Source organism: Halomonas caseinilytica (genome assembly GCF_001662285.1).
Lineage (GTDB): Bacteria > Pseudomonadota > Gammaproteobacteria > Pseudomonadales > Halomonadaceae > Halomonas > Halomonas caseinilytica.
Genome location: NZ_BDEO01000001.1, coordinates 344,113 through 366,900, shown reverse-complemented (window position 1 = coordinate 366,900; position 22,788 = coordinate 344,113). Strand labels below are relative to the sequence as shown.

The 22,788-nt window shown below is 64.4% G+C and carries 18 protein-coding genes; 4 read left to right on the top strand and 14 right to left on the bottom strand.

Going from position 1 to position 22,788, the window contains the following annotated elements:
• The 7 genes from HSDC_RS01580 to HSDC_RS01550 form a co-directional block, all read right to left on the bottom strand.
• Window positions 1-795: an energy transducer TonB gene (locus HSDC_RS01580; RefSeq protein ID WP_064698166.1), complete on the bottom strand. Its 795-nt coding sequence runs from the start codon at window positions 793-795 to the stop codon at window positions 1-3.
• The gene (locus tag HSDC_RS01575) at window positions 795-1,199 is read right to left on the bottom strand and encodes an ExbD/TolR family protein (RefSeq protein ID WP_064698165.1); all 405 of its coding nucleotides are present in this window, start codon (window positions 1,197-1,199) and stop codon (window positions 795-797) included. Before HSDC_RS01575 ends, HSDC_RS01580 begins: the two co-directional genes overlap by 1 nt.
• Window positions 1,192-1,728, bottom strand: a complete 537-nt coding sequence (locus tag HSDC_RS01570) for a MotA/TolQ/ExbB proton channel family protein (protein WP_064698164.1) — start codon at window positions 1,726-1,728, stop codon at window positions 1,192-1,194. The genes HSDC_RS01575 and HSDC_RS01570 overlap by 8 nt, the downstream gene beginning before the upstream one ends.
• On the bottom strand, window positions 1,709-3,097 hold the full coding sequence (locus HSDC_RS01565; RefSeq protein WP_064698163.1) for a MotA/TolQ/ExbB proton channel family protein: 1,389 nt from the start codon (window positions 3,095-3,097) through the stop codon (window positions 1,709-1,711). Before HSDC_RS01565 ends, HSDC_RS01570 begins: the two co-directional genes overlap by 20 nt.
• On the bottom strand, window positions 3,094-3,861 hold the full coding sequence (locus HSDC_RS01560) for a DUF3450 domain-containing protein (RefSeq protein WP_064698162.1): 768 nt from the start codon (window positions 3,859-3,861) through the stop codon (window positions 3,094-3,096). Before HSDC_RS01560 ends, HSDC_RS01565 begins: the two co-directional genes overlap by 4 nt.
• Before the next feature lie 159 nt (window positions 3,862-4,020).
• Complete coding sequence (locus tag HSDC_RS01555; RefSeq protein ID WP_064698161.1) at window positions 4,021-4,947, bottom strand: electron transfer flavoprotein subunit alpha/FixB family protein; 927 nt, start codon at window positions 4,945-4,947, stop codon at window positions 4,021-4,023.
• On the bottom strand, window positions 4,944-5,696 hold the full coding sequence (locus HSDC_RS01550; protein WP_064698160.1) for an electron transfer flavoprotein subunit beta/FixA family protein: 753 nt from the start codon (window positions 5,694-5,696) through the stop codon (window positions 4,944-4,946). Before HSDC_RS01550 ends, HSDC_RS01555 begins: the two co-directional genes overlap by 4 nt.
• Before the next feature lie 384 nt (window positions 5,697-6,080).
• On the opposite strand from HSDC_RS01550, the gene HSDC_RS01545 reads away from it, so the two are divergent.
• Window positions 6,081-7,751: an electron transfer flavoprotein-ubiquinone oxidoreductase gene (locus HSDC_RS01545; RefSeq protein WP_064698159.1), complete on the top strand. Its 1,671-nt coding sequence runs from the start codon at window positions 6,081-6,083 to the stop codon at window positions 7,749-7,751.
• A gap of 61 nt (window positions 7,752-7,812) precedes the next feature.
• On the opposite strand, the gene HSDC_RS01540 is transcribed toward HSDC_RS01545, so the two are convergent.
• Together HSDC_RS01540 and rlmKL are read right to left on the bottom strand one after the other, a co-directional pair.
• Window positions 7,813-8,184: a glutaredoxin family protein gene (locus tag HSDC_RS01540; protein ID WP_244534399.1), complete on the bottom strand. Its 372-nt coding sequence runs from the start codon at window positions 8,182-8,184 to the stop codon at window positions 7,813-7,815.
• Window positions 8,181-10,382 carry a bifunctional 23S rRNA (guanine(2069)-N(7))-methyltransferase RlmK/23S rRNA (guanine(2445)-N(2))-methyltransferase RlmL gene (gene rlmKL, locus HSDC_RS01535; RefSeq protein ID WP_064698158.1) on the bottom strand — a complete coding sequence of 734 codons (2,202 nt, stop codon included), beginning with the start codon at window positions 10,380-10,382 and terminating at the stop codon, window positions 8,181-8,183. The genes HSDC_RS01540 and rlmKL overlap by 4 nt, the downstream gene beginning before the upstream one ends.
• Before the next feature lie 259 nt (window positions 10,383-10,641).
• On the opposite strand from rlmKL, the gene rmf reads away from it, so the two are divergent.
• On the top strand, window positions 10,642-10,848 hold the full coding sequence (gene rmf, locus HSDC_RS16315) for a ribosome modulation factor (RefSeq protein ID WP_073292025.1): 207 nt from the start codon (window positions 10,642-10,644) through the stop codon (window positions 10,846-10,848).
• Between the two features lie 68 nt (window positions 10,849-10,916).
• On the opposite strand, the gene HSDC_RS01530 is transcribed toward rmf, so the two are convergent.
• A complete protein-coding gene (locus HSDC_RS01530; RefSeq protein ID WP_064698157.1) occupies window positions 10,917-11,954 on the bottom strand; it encodes a quinone-dependent dihydroorotate dehydrogenase in 1,038 nt (345 codons plus the stop codon).
• 180 nt (window positions 11,955-12,134) lie between these two features.
• Between HSDC_RS01530 and mgtE the strand changes: the two genes are divergently transcribed.
• Window positions 12,135-13,487 (top strand): magnesium transporter, encoded by a 1,353-nt coding sequence (mgtE, locus tag HSDC_RS01525; protein WP_064698156.1) that lies wholly within the window; start codon window positions 12,135-12,137, stop codon window positions 13,485-13,487.
• An 82-nt stretch (window positions 13,488-13,569) separates the two neighbouring features.
• Here the strand turns inward: mgtE and HSDC_RS01520 are convergent, their stop codons facing one another.
• From HSDC_RS01520 to HSDC_RS01505, 4 genes are all read right to left on the bottom strand, one after another.
• Window positions 13,570-18,411, bottom strand: a complete 4,842-nt coding sequence (locus HSDC_RS01520; protein WP_064698155.1) for an NAD-glutamate dehydrogenase — start codon at window positions 18,409-18,411, stop codon at window positions 13,570-13,572.
• Between the two features lie 193 nt (window positions 18,412-18,604).
• A complete protein-coding gene (gene trmA, locus HSDC_RS01515; protein WP_064698154.1) occupies window positions 18,605-19,711 on the bottom strand; it encodes a tRNA (uridine(54)-C5)-methyltransferase TrmA in 1,107 nt (368 codons plus the stop codon).
• An 82-nt stretch (window positions 19,712-19,793) separates the two neighbouring features.
• A complete protein-coding gene (gene murI / locus HSDC_RS01510; RefSeq protein WP_064698153.1) occupies window positions 19,794-20,570 on the bottom strand; it encodes a glutamate racemase in 777 nt (258 codons plus the stop codon).
• Window positions 20,571-20,722: 152 nt separating this feature from the next.
• Window positions 20,723-21,268, bottom strand: coding sequence for a hemerythrin domain-containing protein (locus HSDC_RS01505; protein ID WP_064698620.1), 546 nt, complete (start codon window positions 21,266-21,268; stop codon window positions 20,723-20,725).
• A gap of 179 nt (window positions 21,269-21,447) precedes the next feature.
• Between HSDC_RS01505 and HSDC_RS01500 the strand changes: the two genes are divergently transcribed.
• Entirely contained in the window at window positions 21,448-22,788 is a 1,341-nt protein-coding gene (locus HSDC_RS01500; protein WP_064698152.1) for a replication-associated recombination protein A, read from the top strand.

Below are 22,788 nucleotides of genomic sequence, written 5' to 3'. Positions count from 1 at the left end.
CTACCTCAACTTGAACTCGAAACGCTGCTGCGTCCGCCGGCGCTGGTCCGATGGCTGAAACTGCCAATCGGTGATCGACTGCCTGGCAGCACGATCGAACACCCTAGGCGGGTTCGCTTCCAGCACCTCAATACTGCCCGGATCCACACTGCCATCCCGGCGGATGATGAACTGCACCACCACATACCCCTCGATGCCCCGACGCTGGGCTCGCGAAGGATATGTCGGATCGTCCCGTCGCGTCGGCTTGGCCGACGTCCCCACATCCACGGGCTCCTGTGATGCTGCCGAGCCGCCCGCCGCACCGGACGACTCGCTCGACTGCGACTCACTGGCGGCTGGCGAGGGCTGAGCGGCCGGTTCAGGCGCGGGCGTTGGAGACGGCTCAGGGGTTGGCTCCGGCGCCGGTTCGGGGTCCGGCTGGGGCTGAGGCTCGGGTTTCGGCTGAGGCTCGGGCGGCGTTTCCTGAAGCTCCGGCAACGACGCCTCCATCGGCACATCGGGTGCCTCCATCGGTTCCAGCTCAGGCTCCGGCAAGGCAATCTCGCTGTTGATGCTCGGCGCCGGGGCAGGCTGAGGCGGCGGAGGCGTTGCAGCCGGCGGCGATGGGGCACTGGCCGTGGAGGTCGGACTCGGCTCGGACTCCTCGGCCGTAGCCTCGGCCATGCTCAGGGTCATGGTCTCCAGGCGCTTCTCGGGCTCGGCCTTCGGCGGCACCACCAGAAGCGCCAGCAGAATGAACAGCACCAGCGCCAGGGCCGCGCCGGCAACCAGGGCGAAGGCACGACGCAACATCAGGCGCCGCTCCGTTGCGCCGCCACCGCGACCTGCTCGACATCGGCCTCGCGCAGGCGATCCATCACTTCGATCAGCACGCCGGTCGTGGCATCACGATCGGCTTGAATCACCACCGATCCCTCGTCGCTGACCATGTCGGCCACCGCTGGCCCGACGCGATGGATGTCCACGGGCTCGCCGTCGACCCAGACGGCCCCTTCGGGAGTGATCGCCACCAGGACCTGGGCATCGGGACGCGGCGAGGCCGCACTTGATTCGGGGCGCTCGATCTCGACGCCGCTTTCCTTGATGAAGCTGGTGGTGACGATGAAAAAGATCAGCATGATGAACACCACATCCAGCATCGGCGTCAGGTTGACCTCGCTGGACTCATCGGCGGTACCGAGTCGACGTCTACGCATGTGCGTCCTCCGCGGCGCGGGCAAGGCGGTCATGCAACCGCTGATCCTCGCGCCGGATGATGTGTTCCAGGCGGGTGATGAAGAGCAGGCCCACCACCGACACCGCCATCCCGCTCAGGGTGGGCAGCGTGGCGCGTGCCACGCCGTCGGCCATGGCACGCGCCTGGTTGACCTCACTGACCGACAGGCTATCGAAGACCGTGATCATCCCGGTGACCGTGCCCAGCAGGCCCAGCAGCGGACAGATAACCACCAGCAGCTTGAGCCAGGGCAAGGGACCGCGCAGCGAGGCGATCAACTCGCGCACCCAGACCTCGCGCAGGGTCAGGGCACTCCAGCTCGCTCGATCGCGCCGCGCCACCCAGCGATTCACCAGCTGCCGGCGTGCCGGGCGATACTGGAAGCGGAAAAACCACCAGCGCTCGAGGGCTACCGAGAACAGCAGCATGGCCACCCCGGCGATGACCACCAGCACCGGGCCACCGGCATCGACCAATCGAGTGAGTGGATCAAGCCAGAGCATCGGCATGGCGCTTCGTCGCCGCGGTGGCGGAGGCGGCGGCTTGATCAGCCTCCAGGCGATCCGCCAGAACCGCGCTGGCACGCCCCTCCATGATGCCGATCAACGAGCGGCTACGGCTGGATAGTGCCGTGTGGGCAAACAGCAAGGGCACAGCAGTGATCAGCCCCAGCACCGTGGTCACCAGCGCCTGGCTGATGCCACCCGCCATCAGTTGCGGGTCGCCGGTACCGAACACGGTGATCGACTGGAAGGTCACGATCATGCCCGTCACGGTGCCCAGCAGCCCGAGCAGCGGCGCGACCGCCGCCAGCATCTTGACCAACGACTGGCCTCGCTCGAGGCGCGGCTGTTCGGCCAGCATGGCCTCATCGAGTCGTGCTTCCAGCGCCTCGGGGGCATGTCCCGCGCCCAGGGCATGGAACCGCTGGAGAACCCGTCCCAGCGGGTTGTCCTCGCGCAGACGCTCCAGATCGCCGAGCTGACGCTTGAGCGTGACCGTGACGCGCAACAGGTAAAGGTACTGGAACAGGGCCATCAGCAGGCCGATCGCGCCGAGCACGACCACCACATACCCCACGGCGCCGCCCTGGCGGAAACGCTCCAGCAACGTCGGCTGCTGGGCCAGGGCCTCGAGCACCTGCCCATCGGAAGGATCCAGCGAGATCACATCGCCCTGCCCCGCCTGGAAGTCGCTCAGGCGTTCACTGACCCCAGCTGGCGTATGCTCGAGCACCGAAAGCGCGCCCTCGTCGCCGGTCCGTTGCAACAGTTGGCCATCACTGAAGGCCAGCAAGTCGCCAACCCGCGTCACCGACCGCTCGCTGCGGCTCCCATCCTGACCGGCCACCGGTGCCGTCAGGTTCACGATCCGCGCAGTCTCACGCGTCAGTCCCATGAGGCTGTCCGCCAGCGTCTCGACCTGGCGGGAACGCAGCACACCATCGTCGTCCAGGCGTGGCGGCAACGACACCTCGGCGCCGAGCGTCAACCAGCTCTGGCCCAGGTCATCGCGAAGTTCGCCACTCACGCCGGCCACTTCATCGAAGACGGCACCGAGATCGCCGCCCTGCTCATCGATCTGGCCATCCAGCTCCTGAAGCTCGGCCTGTTGCGACTGCTGTTGCGCTTCCAGTTCCTGGCGCCGTTCGCGAGCCGCCGCAAGCGAGGCGCGAGCCTTTTCGAGCGCATTCTCGAGCGCCTGCCGATCGTCCACCAGTTCGGCGAGTCGGGCGCGATCGCGGGCCTCGGCTGCCTCACGCTCGGCCTGAAATGTCTGCAGCGGATCCTCGCTGGATTGCGCCAGGGTGGCAGCCGACGGCAAGGCCGCCAGAACGGCGATGCCCAGACAACGAATCACGGAATGGCGACCGATCATGAGGCATCCTCCACCGGTTGGGAGACGGGAAGATCGAGTATCTCCGGCGCACGCTGCTCACGCACGATGCGCAACCCCTTGCGGACTTCCGCCAGGGCCGACTCATCGAGGGGCTGCCAGTCACCGGATTCGGCCTTCCAGACGCCGCCACTGTGGCCATCAGGGGTCAGGTAATACCAACCGACCCGACCGACGCGCAGAAAATCCACTTCCCGAGGCGTATCGCCCGTCAGGTCGCCCCGCCAGGCATCCAGTTCGCGACCGTAATCGAGCTCGGTGCGCCACGCCGCCAGTACGCGCTCCAGCTTCTCGGCACTGCTCAGATCCGACGCCGAAAGCGTGGATTCCAGAGATGTGACCCGCGCCAGGCGCTCATCGCGCAGAAACGGCATGTCGCGCTCGACCCAGGCTCTCAAGCGCTCGACCATGTCGCGCATCAGGCCCGGCAACGCCTCGCGGGTCTCGGTCAAGGTCTCGACGCCAGACCGACGCTCCTCGAGTGTCTCGGCCTGCCGCTCCACGACCGGTGCCAGCTCCTCGTTGTAGCTCTGCAGGCGACGGGCCTCTTCTCGTGCCTGACGCAGTTCACGCAACTGCTCGCGGACCGCCTCATCGGCATTGTCGATGCGTTCCTGCAATTCGGCCTGGGTACGCTGGGCGTCGAGTGCCTCGTCACGAAGCGATGACTGAGCCGATGCGGAGGTCGCCAGGGTCAAGGCAAGCCCCGCCAGGCCCCAGCGGAGCCATGGTTGTCTATACTGCACGCTCGTCTCCCGAAAGGTGCGCTGAACGCTGCTACGCTACCCCAAACAAGAATTATTATCAATATCCTGCGGTGTTCATGGGGGCACAAAAAAGCCGGCCTCCCTGGCGGAAAGACCGGCTCCGAGCGCGACGGCAATCATCGCGCGACTGGCGCTGTCTTACAGCTTCTGCTCCAGCTCGGGCAGCGCCTCGAACAAGTCAGCGACCAATCCATAATCGGCCACCTGGAAGATCGGCGCCTCCTCGTCCTTGTTGATCGCCACGATCACCTTGGAGTCCTTCATGCCCGCCAGGTGCTGGATAGCACCGCTGATGCCCACGGCGATGTACAACTCGGGGGCGACGATCTTGCCGGTCTGGCCGACCTGCATGTCGTTGGGCACGAAGCCGGCATCCACGGCGGCCCGAGAGGCACCGATGGCCGCACCGAGCTTGTCGGCGATGCCATCGAGCAGTTTGAAGTTCTCGCCGTTGCCCATGCCGCGTCCGCCGGAGATGACAACCTTGGCCGCCCCCAGCTCGGGACGGTCGCTCTGCGCCAGCTCCTCGCCAACGAAGGACGACAAGGCGTTGTCAACCACGGTGTCGACGGCCTCGACGTCGGCACTCGCCCCGGTGCTGACGGCATCGAAGGCGGTAGCGCGCACGGTGATCACTTTCAGCGAGTCCTCGCTCTGCACGGTGGCGATGGCGTTACCGGCGTAGATCGGCCGCTTGAAGGTGTCGGCGCTTTCGACGGCGATGATCTCGGAGATCTGCGAGACGTCCTTCAGCGCCGCGAGGCGCGGCATGACATTCTTGCCGGTGGTCGAGGCCGCGGCCAGCACATGAGTATAGTCGTCGGCCAGTGCCACCAGCAGCTCGCCCAGGGGTTCGGCCAACTGATGAGCGTAGACGGCATGGTCGGCCACGCGCACCCTGGCCACGCCCTCGAGACCGGCGGTGGCCTCGGCGACGGCCCCGACGTTTTCCCCGGCCACCAGCACGTCGATGTCACCGCCGATGGCCCGGCCCGCGGCCACGACATGGGCCGTGGCTTCGGCCAGTTGACCATCGTGATGTTCGGCGAGTACCAGAATGCTCATGAGATCACCTTGGCTTCGTTCTTGAGTTTGTCCACGAGCTCGTCCACGGAGCCCACCTTGACGCCGCCCTGGCGCTCGGCCGGCGGCTCGACCCCGACCAGCTTGAGCTTGCCGGCGATCTCGACACCCAGTTCCTCCGGCGTCTTGGTGTCCAGCGGCTTCTTCTTGGCCTTCATGATGTCGGGCAGCTTGGCATAGCGCGGCTCGTTCAAGCGCAGATCGGTGGTGACGACAGCCGGCAAGGCCAGCGAGAGGGTCTGCAGGCCGCCGTCGATCTCGCGGGTGACCGTCAGCTTGCTGTCCTCGACCTTGAGCTCGGAGGCGAAGGTGCCCTGGGCACGCCCGGTCAGGGCGGCGAGCATCTGCCCGGTCTGGTTGTTGTCGCTGTCGATGGCCTGCTTGCCGAGGATCACCAGGTCCGGCTGTTCTTCCTCGACCACCTTGGCCAGGACCTTGGCGGCACCCAGCGACTCGACGCGCTCGTCGGTCTGCACGTGGATGGCCCGGTCAGCCCCCAATGCCAGGGCCGTCCGCAGCTGTTCCTGGGCGGCCTTGGGACCGACGGTGACCGCGACCACCTCGGTCGCCGTTCCGGCCTCCTTCAGGCGCACCGCCTCTTCCACGGCAATTTCGCAGAAGGGGTTCATGGCCATCTTGACATTGGTGAGATCGACGTCGCTGTGATCCGGCTTGACCCGAATCTTGACGTTGTAGTCGATGACGCGTTTGACCGCGACGAGTACCTTCATATTGTCCTCGCTAGGTTCAGTCTCGGAACCGGGTTATGAAGAAGGCGAAGCGCCCCTTAGAACCGATCGGCATGCTTTTAGACGTTTCATGCAAGCGTTTGATAGGCGCTACGCCAAAAAACCCCTTCAATGTGCCACAGCCTCGGTGACGGCAACAATCCCGCCACGCCAGTCGAGAGGTCTTCTCGTGACATCCCCATCGTAAGGGGTGCCCCTTTCCGGCTATTATGCCTATCATGGAGCACCCCTAGAAGCAAACGACCGTTTTAATTTGGATCGACGTCAGAGGGTGGCGCCGCTGGCCAACCACGTCCATCGACCGACACTCTCTTGGCGGCCCGCAAAGAGGCACTGACGTCGTCACCATGGGAGGAGAGATCAACAATGACAGAACACGTAGAGCGCGACAGCATGGAGGTCGACGTGGTGATCGTCGGCGCCGGCCCCTCCGGGCTCGCCGCGGCCTGCCGGCTGATGCAGCAGGCCAACGAGGCCGAACGGGAACTGACGGTGTGCGTCGTCGAGAAGGGCTCCGAGGTCGGTGCCCACATTCTCTCCGGTGCCGTCTTCGAGCCCCGTGCCCTGGATGAACTCTTCCCCGATTGGGCCGAGCGCGGCGCGCCCTTGACCACCCCCGCCGTGCGAGACGAGCTCTACCTGCTCCGCGATGCCGAGAAGGCCCAGAAGCTGCCCAATGCCCTGGTGCCCAGGACCATGCACAACACCGGCGGTGATATCACCCGTTACGTGATCAGCGCCGGCAACCTGTGCCGCTGGCTCGCCGAGCAGGCCGAAGAACTCGGCGTCGAGATATTCCCCGGCTTTGCCGCCCAGGAGGTGATCGTCGACGAGGACGAGACGGTTCGCGGGATCATCGTCGGTGACATGGGCGTGGCGGCTGACGGCACCCCCAAGGACAGCCATATGCCGGGCATGGAGCTACGCGCCAGCTACACGCTGTTCGCCGAAGGTTCACGAGGCCATCTCGGCAAGCGCCTGATCGAACGCTACAGACTCGATGAAGGCAAGGACCCGCAGCACTACGGCATCGGCCTCAAGGAACTCTGGGATGTGCCCGCCGAACGGCACGAACCGGGGCTGGTGCTGCACGGTTCCGGCTGGCCGCTGGACAAGCACACCCACGGCGGCTGGTTCCTCTATCATGCCGAGAACCAGCAGGTAGTGGTCGGCCTGATCATGGATCTGGCCTATCAGAACCCCTGGCTGTCGCCCTTCGACGAGTTTCAGCGCATGAAGCATCACCCGGTGCTCAAGCCTTACCTCGAGGGCGGTTCGCGCGTCGCCTATGGCGCCCGCGCCATCACCAAGGGCGGCATCAACTGCCTGCCGAAGATGACCTTTCCCGGTGGCCTGCTGATCGGTTGCGATGCCGGCACCCTGAACTTCGCCAAGATCAAGGGGCTGCACACCGCCATGAAATCCGGCATGGTAGCCGCCGAGACGGTCTTCGAGGCGCTGGCAAACGGCGACGAAGGTGGCGCCGAGCTGACCGCCTTCAGCGACAAATGGCAGGCCAGCTGGGCCTTCAAGGAACTCGAGGAAAGCGCCAGCTTCGGCCCGGCGATCCACAAGTACGGCACCGTCGGTGGTGGTGCCTACAACTTCCTCGACCAGCTCCTCGGCGGCAAGCTGCCGACGGTGCATGACACCACACCGGACCACGCGGCACTGAAGAAGGCCGCCGAGTGCGAGAAGATCGAGTATCCCAAGCCTGACGGCAAGCTGTCCTTCGACAAGGCGTCCTCGGTGTTTCTCTCCAACACCAATCACGAGGAAGACCAGCCCTGCCATCTCAAGCTCGACGATCCGGATCTGCCGATTCGCGACAACCTTCCCGAATACGCCGAGCCGGCAAGCCGCTACTGCCCGGCGGGTGTCTATGAGGTGGTCGAAGGCGACGACGGCAAGCCGCAGTTCCAGATCAACTTCCAGAACTGCGTGCACTGCAAGACCTGCGACATCAAGGACCCGGCCCAGAACATCACCTGGGTCGCACCGGAAGGGGGAGGCGGTCCCAACTATCCGAACATGTAACGCACTTGCAGGCGCGTGATCGCATGCGCAAGGGCCCCGCTCGATGCGGGGCCCTTTCATGTCATGGGCCGCCTCCGAGATAGCGACGCCCTTGGCGCATGACCGCGCCATGCCCTCGCGGCCCGTCATCGTCCGACGGTTGCGCGACCTCCTGCCAGGCGGCCGTGTCCAGCCAGCCTCGATCGGCCAGCCAGGCGGCCAGGCATTCGGGTTCGTGGCCGCCATCCAGCTCGGTACCCGCGGCATCTTTCAGCACTGGGAGTCGCGTTGCGTAAGTCGCCATCAAGGCCGCATCGTCGGCGACTTCCACCCGCTCCAGCCGCACAGGCTCACTGGCCAGACGACCCAGCCAGGCTTCCAGCGCCTCGCAAAGATGGCAGCCCGTCGTGGTATACAGGGTCAGATGGATCACTTCCTCGCTTTCCGCTGTCACGCTCCCTCCCCGTCGCGGTGACGAATCAGAAAACAGTGATGCAGGTCCGGACGACGCTGGAAATCCGGATCGAAGGTCTTCGCCGAGATATCTTCCACGGCGAAGGCTTCGGCCAGCTCGTCGTCCAACTTGAAGCGCCGTTGGTTGTTGGAGAATACCAGGGTGCCGCCCGGCGCCAACCTCGCCATGGCCAATCGCACCAGCCGTCCGTGATCGCGCTGCACATCGAGAGTATCGGCCATCTTCTTGGAATTGGAGAAGGTCGGCGGATCAAGAAAGATCACGTCGAAGCGGCCACCGGCGGTTTCCAGCCAGTGAAAGCAATCGTCGCGCACCACCCGGTGCCGGGACGGATCCAGACGGTTCAGGCGGAAGTTTTCCCGGGCCCAGTCGAGGTAGGTATTGGACAGATCGACACTGACGCTGTCGCTTGCTCCCCGCCCTTCGTCCTTGCCGAGCGCCGCCTGAACGGTGGCAGCGGCGGTATAGCAGAACAGGTTGAGAAAGCGCTTGCCTTCGGCCAGTTCTGCCAGCAGACGCCGCACGGGACGATGATCGAGAAAGAGTCCGGTATCCAGATAATCCCGCAGATTGACCCATAGCCGCGCCCTGCCCTCGCGGACCTCGAAGCGCTCGCCACTGGCATCTTGCTTCTGATACTGGGCCCGGCCGCTCTGGCGCTGACGACGCTTGATCACCACCTGAGCGGGGTCCACCCCGAGCACCTCGGGTATCACACCGAGGGCCTCATGCAGGCGCTTCTGCGCCTGGCCCGGGTCCACGGAACGCGGCGGGGCGTATTCCTGAACATGCACGCGATCGCCGTAGACATCGATGACCAGGGCATATTCGGGCATGTCGGCATCATAGAGCCGGTAGCAACTTTCGCCGGAACGCTTCAGCCACTTGTTCAACCGCTTGCGATTCTTCATCAGGCGGTTGGCGAACATCTGGGCGCCCTCGCTGCGCGTCGGCTTGTTCGGCGCTGTCTCGGCCGCCATCTCCGTCTCTCTGGGGATGTCCATCAACAACAGGCGAGCATCCAAGGGGCCATTCTTCAGCGAATAGTGCTTATGGGCACGCAAGCCCGTGCGATGGCCCAGGTCGGGGTTCGCGGTGAACAATGCCAATCGCCAGCCGGGGAAGGCGCCACGGGCCCGCTCGCCCAACTGAGCGTACAACTCGACGAGCTCCGGCAATTCGCCCAGGCGCTCGCCATACGGCGGATTGGTGATGAGCAGGCCGGGGCATTCCTCGTCCAGTCCGGCCGGACGATCGAGCTCGCCGAGCGAGCCTCCACTCAATTCGATCAACGCCGGAATCCCTGCGCGCATGGCGTTGGCCTTGGCCGCCGCCAGTGCCGGCGGACTGCGATCGATACCGAACAATCGATTGCGACAACGCTTGCGGCCAATGCTGGCTCGCGCATCGGCCTCGCGCTTGAGCTCACGCCAGCACGCTTCGTCATGGCCGGCCCAGCCATGGAAACCGAAGCGCTCTCGGTACAGGTTGGGCGCCATGTCGGCGGCCATCATCGCGGCTTCGATCAACAAGGTACCGGCACCGCACAGCGGGTCGACGAGAGGCGCGCCTTGTCGGGCCATCGATGGCCAGCCAGCACGTATCAACAGGGCCGCCGCCAGGTTCTCCTTCAGCGGCGCGTGTCCCGTGCCTCGACGGTAGCCACGCCGATGCAGACTCTCGCCCGACAGGTCGATGCCCAGCGTCAACCGACCACGGTGCAGGTTCGCATAGAGGCGCAGGTCCGGCTCGCGGGGATCGACCCGTGGACGTGCTCGGCCATCGGCCTGGAGGCGATCCACCACGCCATCCTTGACGGTCTGGGCGCCGAACCGTGTATGGCGGATGGCATCGCTGCGTCCGTGGAAGTCCACCGCCAGGGTCGAACCCGCGGCCAGGTGAGACTGCCAGTCGATCTCTGCACTGACCTCTCGCAGCCGCTCAGGCGTCTCCACGCCCTCCTCCCGGACCAGACAGTGCACCACGCGGTTGGCCAGCCGCGACCACAGGCAAACGCGATAGGCATCGGCCAGGGCGCCCTGGAAGAACACGCCGGCCACCGTTGTCTTGGTCGGCTCGGCGCCAAGCGCGGTGAGCTCATCGGACAGCAGCGCTTCGAGCCCCTTGGGGCAGGTGGCCAGATACGCCCCGGGGGCGGTGGATTGTCTATCGGTCATGGGATATCCATCGACGTGGCCGGAACTCCGGCGCGTTCATGTCAGGCGTATGAGAGCCTTGTTACAAATCATCGGTCGACAGAGGCGACCAAATTGGGCTATGTATTACTCAGTAGCTACTCGATTGTAAACGCATGCGTTCCTGTCTATGGGGTCCGCACCCTCTCGACTCCGGTCGAGGGGTGCCTCGACCCCTTTTCAAGGGACCGGTGACGTACGCACCGACTCCCGATCGGCACCTTCACCAAGAGGTAGTCCAATGAAACGACAGAAACGTGATCGCTTCCAGCGCGCCTATGTGCATGGGTACAAGGCAGGTCTCTCAGGTCGTTCCCGTGACGACTGTCCCAGTCAAGACATCAATCTACGCGAATACTGGATGAGCGGTTGGCGTGAAGGTCGTGGGGATCAGTGGTCCGGCATGACGGGTGTTTCCGGTATCCACAAGAACCCCATGGTGGTCTGACTTTCGACCATCGTTTCGTCAGACACGATGACGACCCGTCAAGCCCATGGCATGGCCATGGGCTTTTTTCACGCCTCGCCACCCTTCTCCGAGGGCCGAGCCTGCAGCGCCCGAGCGCATTCCCCGACCAGGCCAGGCCCCCGATAGACGAACCCCGAATAGAGCTGCACCAGATCGGCGCCCGCCTCCTGCTTGGCCCGGGCCGCTGCGGCGCTGTCGACGCCGCCCACGCCAATGATCGGCAGCTCCGGCAGCCGGCGTCGCAACGCTCGGATCACCACGTTGGAAGGCTCGAACACCGGTCGACCGGAAAGCCCGCCCTGCTCCTCGGCGCCCGGCAATCCTGCCACCGCCTCCCGCAACACGGTGGTATTGGTGGCGATCACGGCATCGATCTCATTGGACGCCAGGCTATGCGCCACCAGGGCCACCTCCTCGTCGCTCATGTCCGGGGCGATCTTCACCGCCAGAGGAACCCGCCGTCCGGCATCGCGATCGAGCGTGCGACTCTCCTTGCGCAGAGTGCCCAGTAACTGGTCGAGATGTTCGCCGAACTGCAGGTCGCGCAGGCCAGGAGTATTGGGCGAAGAAATGTTCACCGTCACGTAGTGGGCATGCGCATGTACCTTGCGCAGGCAGTGCAGGTAATCGTCTACCGCCCGCTCGACCGGCGTCGTCAGATTCTTGCCGATATTGATGCCGATGATTCCGTCGTAACGTGTGCGGCGCACCCGCTCGACCAGGTGGTCCACCCCGGCGTTGTTGAACCCCATGCGATTGATGATCGCTTCCCCCTCCGGCAAACGAAACAGCCGAGGCCGGGGATTGCCATCCTGAGGCTTGGGAGTCACGGTGCCCACCTCGACGAAGCCGAATCCCAGCGCCCCCAGGGCATCCAGGTGGTCGGCATTCTTGTCGAGTCCCGCTGCCAGACCGATCCGATTGGGAAAGCGCAGGCCCATCAACGTCACGGGGTCGTCCACGCTGCCCGAGCCGAGATGCGTCGCCAGGCCGAGACGATGCGCCAGGTCCAGCGCCGAAAGCGCCATGCCATGGGCTTTCTCGGCATCGAGACGAAACAACAGCGAACGGGCGAGGGAATACATGGCGGCTCCAGGCAAGCGACGGACAAGGCGGGCGCGAGTATAGCGCAGCCGACCCGGAACGACGAAACCCACGGCCGACTCGCCCCGAGATCGTCTGCCATGCCATACGCCTTTTATGGTCTACTTGAAGCGTGGGCAAGCACGCCCCCGCCGTGATGACGCGCCGCCAGGGAGAAGGACATGACCGATACGACCGAGACACTGGAACACCGCCTGTCGCGCATTCATCTGGCACTCGAGCAGGAAAGGCTGGAATGGGTCGATGATGTCATCGACGACCTCGAACCCGCCGAGGTTGCGCTGCTGCTGGAGTCGCTTCCACCCAACGAGCGGTTCCGGCTATGGGAAAGGGTCCCTCAGGAAGTCGACGGGGAAGTGTTGCTGCACGTTCACGACGAGGTCCGTGCAACCCTGCTCGAGGACATGGACCACGCCGAAATCGTCGCCGCCACGGCAGGACTGGACACCACCGACCTGGCCGAGCTGTTCGAGGACCTGCCCCGCCAGGTTGCCGAAGACATGTTGCGCTCCATGGACGAGCTGCAGCGGGCGCGCCTGCAGGAGACGCTGGCCTTCGAGGAGGACAGCATCGGCCGCTTGATGCGTACCGATACCATCGCCGTGCGCGCGGATGTCAGCCTGGAGACGGTACAACGCTTTCTGCGCTGGAAGGAAATGGTTCCCGACAACACCGATGCCCTGATGGTGGTCGACCGTGACGGCCGCTTCGCGGGCGTTCTGTCGCTGGCCCGGCTGGTGGCCAATGATCCGGACATGGCCGTGGCCGACCTGATGGACAGCGAGGTGGACAGCATTCAGGTGACCATGAAGTCCCGCGACGTCGCCACCCTCTTCCAGACCCACGATCTGGTCTCGGCGCCGGTGGTGGATAATCGCGGGATGCTTCTGGGCCGCGTCGTCATCGACGACATCGTCGACGTCATCCGCGAAGACTCCGAACAGGCGCTGATGAACATGGCCGGCCTCGACGAGGAAGAGGACCTCTTCGCACCGGTGCTGCCCAGCGCACGGCGTCGCGCCGTATGGCTCGGCATCAACCTGCTGACGGCGTTCCTGGCCGCCGGGGTCATCGGCCTGTTCGAGGATGCCCTGGAAGAGATCGTGGCGCTGGCGGTCCTGATGCCCATCGTCGCCAGCATGGGCGGTATCGCCGGCAGTCAGACGCTGACCCTGGCCATCCGCGGGCTGGCACTCGGCCAGATCAGCCGCACCAACAGCAACTGGCTCTTGCGCAAGGAAGTCGGCATCGCCGCCTTGAATGGCCTGCTCTGGGCGCTGGTCGTGGCCTCGCTCGCAGTCCTGTGGTTCAACAGCCTGGCCATCGGCGCCATCATCGCCGCGGCGCTGGTCATCAACATGCTGGCCGCCGGCGTGTCGGGCATCGCCATTCCATTACTGCTCCGCCGGCTCGGCATCGACCCGGCACTGTCCGGCTCGGTGGTACTGACCACGGTGACCGATGTGGTCGGCTTCATGGCCTTTCTCGGCCTGGCCACCATCTTCTTGCTGTAGAACCCCACGCCAGCTTGCCGGCGGTAACGCAAGGAGGGCGCCGAATGGCGCCCTCCTTGCGTCGTACCTCGCGACGGGGAACTCAGGCCTCGCTGTTGCTTTCGGCAAGATCCACCAGTTCCCGCACCGCCACGGCGAACAGCGGGAAGCCACCCTGGCTGCCACTCCCCACTTCCTCGAGCAGATGACGCCAGCGCTGGTGCATGCCTTCATGCTGGCTCAGCCAGCGCTCGACGCGCTCGGTGCTGTCGCGCGGACCGCCTTCCATGCCCAGCACACTGGCGGTCAAGGCCAGTTGCTGACGATCGATGTCGTCACGGAAGGTGTCCCGCGCCTTGGCCTGCCAGCCATCGCGAACCTCGAGCCGGGTCACCTGCTGGATGAGCCAGGGCAGCTCCAGGCGAGCCCCGACCTCGTAGAAGACCTCGGCGACCCTCTGTGGCTTGTCATCGGTCTGGCGTGCCGTCTGAATGATGCCGAGGGCAGCATAGAGGCTGCCCGCCGCCGCCACGGTGGACGCCAGGGCCTCGGGAACCCCCGCCTTCACCAGTTCCTGCTGGCGAGCCGACCACTGCTCCTTCTCTTCGCCACGCAGCCGCTTGCCGATGTTCTCCTGCAGCTGTGCCAGGCGTGGCGCAAAGTAGTCGATGGTATCCCGGGTGTTCAGGCCGGTACGCTGACGCAGGAACCAGCGCGTGGAGCGGCGCAGCATGCGCATCAGGTCGAGCATCATCGAATACTGCACCTGGCTCGGCACCTTGTTGTCCAGCGCCTCGATCTGCTCCCACAGGCGCGGCAACTGGAAGCTGTCGCGGGCAATGACATAGGCACGGGCGATGTCGGCACGCTCGGCACCGGTGGAATCCATCAGGCGCCGTACGAAGACCACGCCCATATGGTCGACCAGGTCGTTGGCCACCTGGGTGGCGACGATCTCGCGCTTCAGGCGATGCTCGTACATCTCGTCGCGATACCGCTCGGCCAGCATCGACGGGAAGACACGTTCCACGAAGCGCATGATGGTCGGGTCGTCGGGCACGTCCGAGGCGATCAGGTCGCCCTTGAGCACGCTCTTGGCATACGAGATCAGCACCGACAGTTCCGGCAGGGTCATGCCCTGTTCGTGCTGGGAACGCTCGAGCAGCTCCTCGTCGGAGGGCAAGAACTCGAGCTCGCGGTCGATCTGGCCGGCCGCTTCCAGCTCGCTGATGAAACGCCGGTACGGGCCGACACCCTGGCGCGACAGCAACTCGGCGAGATCCAGCGCCTGGGTCTGGCGATAGTTGTCCAGCAGCACCAGTTCGCTGACTTCATCGGTCATGTCGGCAAGCAACTGATTGCGCTGCTTCTCCGTCATGTCGCCCCGGGATACCACTTCGTCGATGAGGATCTTGATGTTGACCTCATGGTCGGAGCAGTTCACGCCACCGGCGTTGTCGATGAAGTCGGTATAAACGCGCACGCCCTTGGCGGCGGCCTCCATGCGTCCACGCTGGGTCAAGCCGAGGTTGCCGCCCTCGCCGACCACGCGGCAGTTGAGCTCCCGGCCATCGATGCGCAGGGCATCGTTGGCCTTGTCGCCCACCTCGGCGTCGGTCTCTGCACTGCCCTTGACATAGGTACCGATACCGCCATTCCAGAGCAGATCGACCTTGGACACCAGCATGGCGCGGATCAGCTCGTTGGGGGACAGCTTGTTCTCGCGAATGCCGAAGACCTTCTTCATCTGCGGCGTGATGGTGATCGACTTGGCGCTACGGGGGAAGATGCCGCCACCCTCGGAGATCAGCTCGGCATTGTAGTCCTCCCAGCTGGAACGCGGCATGTCGAACAGGCGCTGACGCTCAGCGAAGCTCGATGCTGCATCGGGCGTCGGGTCGACGAAGATATGCAGGTGGTTGAAGGCCCCCACCAGGCGAATCTTGTCGGAGAGCAGCATGCCATTGCCGAAGACGTCGCCGGCCATGTCGCCGATGCCGACCACGCTGAACTCGTCTTCCTGGGTATTGATGCCCAGGCCGCGGAAATGACGCTTGACCGACTCCCAGGCACCCTTGGCGGTGATCGCCATCTTCTTGTGGTCATAGCCGTTGGCGCCCCCGGAGGCGAAGGCATCGCCCAGCCAGTGGCCGTACTCGATGGAGATCTCGTTGGCGATGTCGGAGAAGGTCGCCGTGCCCTTGTCGGCGGCCACCACCAGATAGGGATCGTTGTCGTCGTGGCGTATCACGTCACGCGGTGGCACGACCTCGCCACCGGCCAGGTTGTCAGTGATATCCAGCAGCGCACGGATGAAGATCTGGTAACAGGCGATACCTTCCTTCTGGACCGTCTCGCGATCCGCGCCCTCCGGCATGCGCTTGCAGACGAAACCGCCCTTGGCGCCCATCGGCACGATCACCGCGTTCTTGACCTGCTGGGCCTTGACCAGGCCGAGCACCTCGGTGCGGAAGTCCTCGTGGCGATCGGACCAGCGCAGCCCGCCCCGGGCGACCTTGCCGCCACGCAGGTGTACCCCTTCGACGCGCGGCGAGCAGACGAAGATCTCGTAGGCCGGACGCGGCTTGGGCATGCCGGAAACCCGGGAGGGTTCCAGCTTGAAGGAAAGGTAATCCTTGTAGCCGCCATCCTCGGTGCGCTGGTAATAATTGGTTCGCAGGGTCGCCTTGATCAACTCCATGTAACGACGCAGCAGTTGATCGTCGTTGAGGCTCGGCACTTCGTCGAGCAGCGCCAGGATGCGTGATTCGCACTCCTCGATCTCTTCCTCGCCGGGCCGCTCGGCCGGGTCGAAGCGCAGCTCGAACAGCGTCACCAGCTCGCGGGTGATCTCGGGATGGCTACCCAGGGTGGTGGCAATGTAGTCCTGGGACATGCCGAAGCGAATCTGCTTCAGGTAGCGCGCGTAGGCACGCAGCATCGCCACTTCGCGCCAATCCAGGTTGGCACCGATGATCAGTCGATTGAAGGCGTCGTTGTCGGCTTCTCCTGCCCAGATCCGCTGGAAGGCATCGATGAAGGGGCCACGCATCTCCTGAAGATTCATCTCCACGCTGGTGTGATGCTCCAGGGTGAAGTCATGAATCCAATAGGATGCATCGCTGGCCTGTACCTCGTAGGGACGCTCGCCGATCACTCGCAGGCCCAGATTCTCCATCATCGGCAGCACATCGGAGAGCGGGATCGGCGCGTCCTGATGGAACAGCTTGAGATTGACACCGCTGCCCTCTTCCTCGATCAGCCGATACAGCGACAGCGACAGCGGCGCTCCCTCGTCGAGCTCGCCGATATGCTGCAGGTCATAGACCGCGGTACGCGCGCTGAAATCCTCGCGATAGCTGGCCGGAAAGGCATCGCGAAAGCGGCTCATCAGCAGGTTGGCATTCTCCTCCCCGAAGCCCTCGATGGAAGCGTTGAGCAGGTCGTCGCGCCAGTTGCGGGCCAGCTTGACCAGTTTCTCCTCGAGGCGCTTGATATCGTATTCCACCGGCTGGTCGCCGTTGAAGCGCAGGATGAACTGGATGCGGGCCAGCACCGACTCGGAGAGATAGGTATTGAAATCCCCGAAGGTGGCATCGAGTTCTTCGCAGAGCAGCTCCTGGAGCCGCACCCGCAGCTCGGTGGAAAAGACGTCGCGCGGCACGAACACCAGGCAGGAGTAGAACTTGCCGAAGGTATCCTCGCGGATGAACAACCGCACGCGGCGACGTTCGCGGATATCGAGGATTCCCAGCGCCGTCTGCGCCAGCTCGTCGATATCGATCTGGAAGAGGTCGTCACGCGGGTAGACCTCGAGGATCTGCAGCAATTGCTTGCCGTTGTGTCCCTTGGGGCTGAAGCCGGCGATATCCATCACCGCCTGGAGCTTGCGACGCAGGATCGGCACGTTGCGCGGCGACTCATTGTAGACCGTGGCGGTGAACATGCCGAGAAAACGCCGCTCGCCGATCACGCGTCCCTGGTCATCATAACGATCGATAGAGATATAGTCGGGATAGGTGGGCCGGTGAATCCTGGCGTGATGGGCGCTCTTGGCAAACGACATCAGCTGCGGCATCGGCACGTAATGGTCGCCCTCGACACCGAGATCGGTGCGAATGCGTTCGCGATAGCGCGGCTGATCCAGCCGGAAGACGCCGAGTTCGCTGCCCTCGACCTTGTCGAGACGCTGCCGGCCCTGCTCCTCACGTACCTCGTACTCGTCGTAGCCCAGGAACGTGAAGTTGTCCTGGAGCAGCCACTTCAGGAATTCGATGGCTTCTCGGTGATCCGCCGCATCGACCTGCTCCGGCCGCCTTGCCTCGAGCTCCTCGATGGCCGCCTGGGCACGCTCGCGCATGGGATCGAAATCGCCCACCGCAGTCCGCACCTCGCGCAGCACCTCCTGCAGGCTGGATTCGATCTCCTCGAGCTCGGTCAGATTGGAATGGCGATCCACCTCGATGGCGATCAGCGATTCACGAGCGTCGGGCGCGTCGGCCTCTTCCGGTGACGCAACACGCTGCAGGCGATGCTCGTCGTCACGGGCCACCGCCAGCACAGCATTGTGGATGGCATGAACGGTCATGCCCCGGCGATTCAATTCCACGCGGACCGAGTCGACGAGAAACGGCATGTCCTCGTGCAGCACGGCGATGAAGGTATGGGTGGACTGCCAGCCGTGTTCCTCGAAGTCCGGGTTGAGCACCCGAACCTTGGGGGCGTCGGGATCGAACTGCTGGATGAAATGCCACACCGAAAGCGTCGCGCCATAGAGGTCGTCCAGACGCCGATCAGCCAGATCCTCCAGGGGCACGGCAGCGTAGAAGAGGTGAGCGAAGGCGTCGACCGCAGCGGCCTTGTCCTTGTCCAGACGGCTTTGCAACCGTTCCTTGAGTTGCTTGAGAAGATCCAGGCGGGTCTCCTCCTGTGCGACGTGTAGCATCAATCACCTCGACTGCCAGGGGCCGCCGGCGGCGGCCGAAAAACAATGTGAGTTGCGGGGCGTTGCCTTCCCTTGGACCGGGAGGTTACGCCAATCGACGCCTCATCCCCAGCAACATGCCCCTTTGCTCATGGTGCATGTCGGTTGCGCATCGGCCTTGACAACGTCACGACATTTCCTACCAAGGTCGCATTCAGGCTCGTCGCTCCAGCAGCACCCCGCACTCGCAATGATGGGTCCAGGGAAACTGATCGAAGAGCGCGAAGCGGGTGACATCGTGTGTCTGCGTCAATGTCTCCAGGTTCTGTGCCAGCGTATCCGGATTGCATGAAATATAGACGATACGCTCGTACTCGCTCAGTTGACGACAGCTCGCCTCATCGAGCCCCGCACGAGGGGGGTCCACCAGTACCGTGGAGAAATCGTACTCGCCGAGCGCCCAGGCCTCCACGCGTCGACCACCCTTTTCTCCCTTGAGCGCTTCGGTGAATTCCTCGGCGGACATGCGCCCCACTGTCACGTTGTCGATGGCATTGGCCTCGAGATTCTCCCTGGCACTGGCCACCGAGGTCCGCGAGATCTCAGTGGCCAGGACACGGCGAAAATTGTCGGCCAGCGCTACCGTGAAATTGGCATTACCGCAATACAGCTCGACCAGATCGCGCTGCTGGCTGCCGGCAGTGACGTCCCGCGCCCAGGCCAGCATGGCGCGACATATCTCGGCGTTGGGTTGGGTGAAGCTGTTCTCGACCTGCTGGTAATGCAGGCGACGGCCATCGACCTCCAGACATTCCCAGACATGATCCCGGGTCAGAACTCGCCGCTGCTTGCGGGCACGCCCGATGATCATGATGTCGAGCGTCCGCTCGAGCTCACGCGCGGCCGCGTCCCAGTCCTCGTCGAGCTGGCGATGATAGATCAGGGTCACCAGCGCCTCGCCGGTCAAGGTGGTGAGAAACTCCACCTGAAACAGTTTGTGCCGCAACACCGGGCGGTCTCGTATCTCATCGAGCAACTTCGGCATCAGGTCGTTGATGCGTCGGCTCGCGACCGGATAGTCGTCCAGACGCACCACTCGCTTCTTGCCGGGCTCGTCGGGGTCGATCTCGAACATGGCGTAATAGAGGTCATCGCCCTCGTGCCAGAGGCGGAATTCGCAACGCTGGCGATAGTGGCTGGGCGGCGAGGGATAGACGTCGAGCGCCGGGGGGGCGAATGGCGCGAAGGTCTCGACGAGACGCTTGCGCTTGGCTTCGAGCTGTTCGTCATAGCGGGAAGGATCGACTACGGGAATGGCCACGGCGGCTCCTGATGATCGGGAAGGGACAGCGTGAATGGTAAGACGCAACAATAAAAGGGCGACACGCTCGGGGACGGACCCGTCAGCCCAGTGACAGCAAGCGGGTCTCGGTGAAACCGAAGCCGGAAAGCCCTCGGGACAGGGCCTCGGAAGGCGCGGTGACCCAGCCTGTCTCGCGCCCTTGTCGACAATCACGATCGGTCATCACCTGACCGGCGCGACGGGCAATGGCGTCCCCCGAATCGACCCACCGCACGCGTCGGGGGGCGGCCGCGACGAGCCAGTCGCGCAACAGCGGAAAATGGGTACAACCCAGCACCATGGTATCCAGGTTCACCATCTCCGCCATCGGGGACAGCGTGCGGCGCAGCACGTCAGGGTCGGGGCGCTCGCCCGCCACCCAGCGCTCGGCCTCGACCACCAGGGGGTCGGCGGCAATACGCGTCACCTGGCAATCGCCGGCGAACTCCCGGATCAGGCGCAGGGTATAGGGGCGCGCCACGGTGGCGCTGGTTGCCAACAGGCCAATGTGGCGGGTCTCGCTCATTCCGGCCGCCGGCTTGATCGCCGGCACGGTGCCGACCACCGGCACCGCCAGGTGCTCGCGCAACGCCTCGAGGGCCAGGGTACTGGCCGTGTTGCAGGCCACCACCAGGCCGATGCAACCACTCGCCACCACCGCCGCTTCACAGACCGCGAGGATACGCTCCACCAGCCAGTCATCGTCGCGCACGCCATAGGGCAGCATGGCGTTGTCGCAGGCATAGGCCAGCGCCGCATCGGGCAATTGCCGCCGCAGCGAGGCCACCACCGACAAGCCACCTACCCCGGAGTCGAACACCAGAATCGGCCCTGCCATCAGCGCACGCCTCTGTTGCCCCCGGTCCTTGCCGGACCGGGGAACGAAAGGGAGGCTGGGCCTGTGGGTCGCAGGTGATGATGCATTGGCGTCGCACCTTGTCATGAAGTGCGACGCATTCTACCTCAAGGCGAGGCGGACGCTGAAGGTACTCAGGTCACCGGCTCCGGCGCATCGCGCAGCTCGGCGTAGAGTTCCGGATAGGCCGCCTGGAGACGCTCCAGCTCGGCGGCTGCGCCATCCGGCAGGGCCTTGGCGAGGTTATCGAGGTCGGTATCATTGAAATGTTCGCGGATCAGCGGAAAGAGCTGTTCGCGCTCCTCTCGCAGATAGTTGCGATGGGCTTCGAGATATTCCTTGAGGTCGTCGGCAAAGCAATCCATGGGCACCACCGCATCCATCAGGATCATGTCGAGATCATTGGACAAGCGCTTGAGACGCGCCCTGAGCGCGCGATAATCCCTGGACAGGCGCTCGGTGACCTCACCACATTGCGGGTCGCGCTCACGCAGGCGTTCCGAGCAGATTTCCTCCAGCGGCGAGGTGAAACCATCCATGTAATCGAGAATGTAATCCACGACTTCGCGCACCAGCTGGAAGTTCGGACGTTCGCCGTCGGCCAGGGTCTTCTGCTTGAGCTGCAGAACGTGCAACATGCGCGCCATGTTGGCATGATCCTGGCGCAGTTGGTTCAGCATGGGCATGGCGAAGGCCTCCTCTGTATCGGGCATGGATGGAAGGCACCTAGAATTGGACGCGCCTTCTCGGCAAGGGTTCCCCAAGTCGGGACGACGGAGTTATCAAGCTAGACCCTGGATGCCATCTTTGCCTATCCCGTTCATCATGTCTTTCATTCGGCACCCCCAAGGAGCTCGACATGGACTTGTTCCAGCAAGCCACCTCCGACCAGAACGCGCCCCTGGCCTGGCGCATGAGGCCTCGCCGTCTCGCCGACTATGTGGGCCAGCAGGCACTGGTCGGTCCGGACAAGCCAGTGCGGCGCATGGTCGAGACCGGCACGGTACGCTCGATGATCCTGTGGGGACCGCCCGGCACCGGCAAGACCACCCTAGCGGAGATCCTGGCCGAGGAGTCCGGCGCCCATCTCGAGCGACTCTCGGCGGTGATGGCTGGCGTCAAGGACATTCGGGAAGCCGTGGATCGCGCCAGGGTGGCCCAGGGTCAGGATCGCAGCACCCTGCTGTTTCTCGACGAGATCCACCGGCTCAACAAGAGCCAGCAGGATGCCCTGCTGCCCCACGTGGAATCCGGCCTGCTGACGCTGATCGGCGCCACCACCGAGAACCCCTCCTTCGAGGTCAATTCGGCCTTGCTGTCCCGGGCTCGGGTGCATGTCCTGAAGGCGCTCACCGATGACGACGTGGTCGAGGTACTGCAGCGCGCCCTCGCCGACGAGACACGAGGCCTGGGCGCCCGACGCATCGCCGTAGATGACGAGGTCCTGCACGTGCTGGCCCGTGCCGCGGCCGGCGATGCCCGTCGCGCCCTGGGGCTGCTGGAAACCGCCTGCGACTTCACCGAGCCGGAAGGCGATGGCGAGCGGCTACCCCGTGCCGCCCTGGAGGATGTCATCGGCCACCAGGCCAGCGCCTTCGACAAACAAGGCGATCACTACTACGACCTGCTCTCGGCGATCCACAAGTCGGTACGCTCCTCGCGACCGGATGCGGCCCTGCTCTATATCGCACGTTTCATGCAGGGAGGCGGCGACCCCCTGGACGTGATTCGCCGCCTTGCCGCCATCGCCTCGGAAGACGTCGGCAATGCCGACCCCCGAGCCCTGCCGCTGGCCATGGCCGCCTGGGATGCCTATCTGCGCCTGGGCGACTATGAAGGCCAACGCGCCATCGCCCATGCCGCCATTCATCTGGCAGTGGCACCCAAGAGCAATGCCATCGACCAGGCATGGAAGCGTGCCAAGCAGTTCGTTGCCGCCCAGCCACGCCTGGAAGTGCCCACCTATCTGCGCAATGCGCCGACCCAATTGATGGAGTCCCTCGGCCATGGCGAGGGATATCGTTACGCTCACAACGAACCCAACGGCTACCCTGCGGGCCGTCAACATGATTGCTGGCCGGAGGACGTGCCCTACGAGCGCTTCTTCGCGCCAAGCGAATACGGCCAGGAAAAACGCTTCCAGCAGATGCAGGCCTGGCGGGCCAGCCTCGACGACGCGGCCGATCGAGGAGACGGCTGA

What these genes read in the sequence shown, in the direction of transcription:
- HSDC_RS01580 (WP_064698166.1), bottom strand. Translation starts at nt 795, where the DNA reads ATGTTGCGTCGTGCCTTCGCCCTGGTTGCCGGCGCGGCCCTGGCGCTG.
- HSDC_RS01575 (WP_064698165.1), bottom strand. Translation starts at nt 1,199, where the DNA reads ATGCGTAGACGTCGACTCGGTACCGCCGATGAGTCCAGCGAGGTCAAC.
- HSDC_RS01570 (WP_064698164.1), bottom strand. Translation starts at nt 1,728, where the DNA reads ATGCCGATGCTCTGGCTTGATCCACTCACTCGATTGGTCGATGCCGGT.
- HSDC_RS01565 (WP_064698163.1), bottom strand. Translation starts at nt 3,097, where the DNA reads ATGATCGGTCGCCATTCCGTGATTCGTTGTCTGGGCATCGCCGTTCTG.
- HSDC_RS01555 (WP_064698161.1), bottom strand. Translation starts at nt 4,947, where the DNA reads ATGAGCATTCTGGTACTCGCCGAACATCACGATGGTCAACTGGCCGAA.
- HSDC_RS01550 (WP_064698160.1), bottom strand. Translation starts at nt 5,696, where the DNA reads ATGAAGGTACTCGTCGCGGTCAAACGCGTCATCGACTACAACGTCAAG.
- HSDC_RS01545 (WP_064698159.1), top strand. Translation starts at nt 6,081, where the DNA reads ATGACAGAACACGTAGAGCGCGACAGCATGGAGGTCGACGTGGTGATC.
- rlmKL (WP_064698158.1), bottom strand. Translation starts at nt 10,382, where the DNA reads ATGACCGATAGACAATCCACCGCCCCCGGGGCGTATCTGGCCACCTGC.
- rmf (WP_073292025.1), top strand. Translation starts at nt 10,642, where the DNA reads ATGAAACGACAGAAACGTGATCGCTTCCAGCGCGCCTATGTGCATGGG.
- HSDC_RS01530 (WP_064698157.1), bottom strand. Translation starts at nt 11,954, where the DNA reads ATGTATTCCCTCGCCCGTTCGCTGTTGTTTCGTCTCGATGCCGAGAAA.
- mgtE (WP_064698156.1), top strand. Translation starts at nt 12,135, where the DNA reads ATGACCGATACGACCGAGACACTGGAACACCGCCTGTCGCGCATTCAT.
- HSDC_RS01520 (WP_064698155.1), bottom strand. Translation starts at nt 18,411, where the DNA reads ATGCTACACGTCGCACAGGAGGAGACCCGCCTGGATCTTCTCAAGCAA.
- murI (WP_064698153.1), bottom strand. Translation starts at nt 20,570, where the DNA reads ATGGCAGGGCCGATTCTGGTGTTCGACTCCGGGGTAGGTGGCTTGTCG.
- HSDC_RS01505 (WP_064698620.1), bottom strand. Translation starts at nt 21,268, where the DNA reads ATGCTGAACCAACTGCGCCAGGATCATGCCAACATGGCGCGCATGTTG.
- HSDC_RS01500 (WP_064698152.1), top strand. Translation starts at nt 21,448, where the DNA reads ATGGACTTGTTCCAGCAAGCCACCTCCGACCAGAACGCGCCCCTGGCC.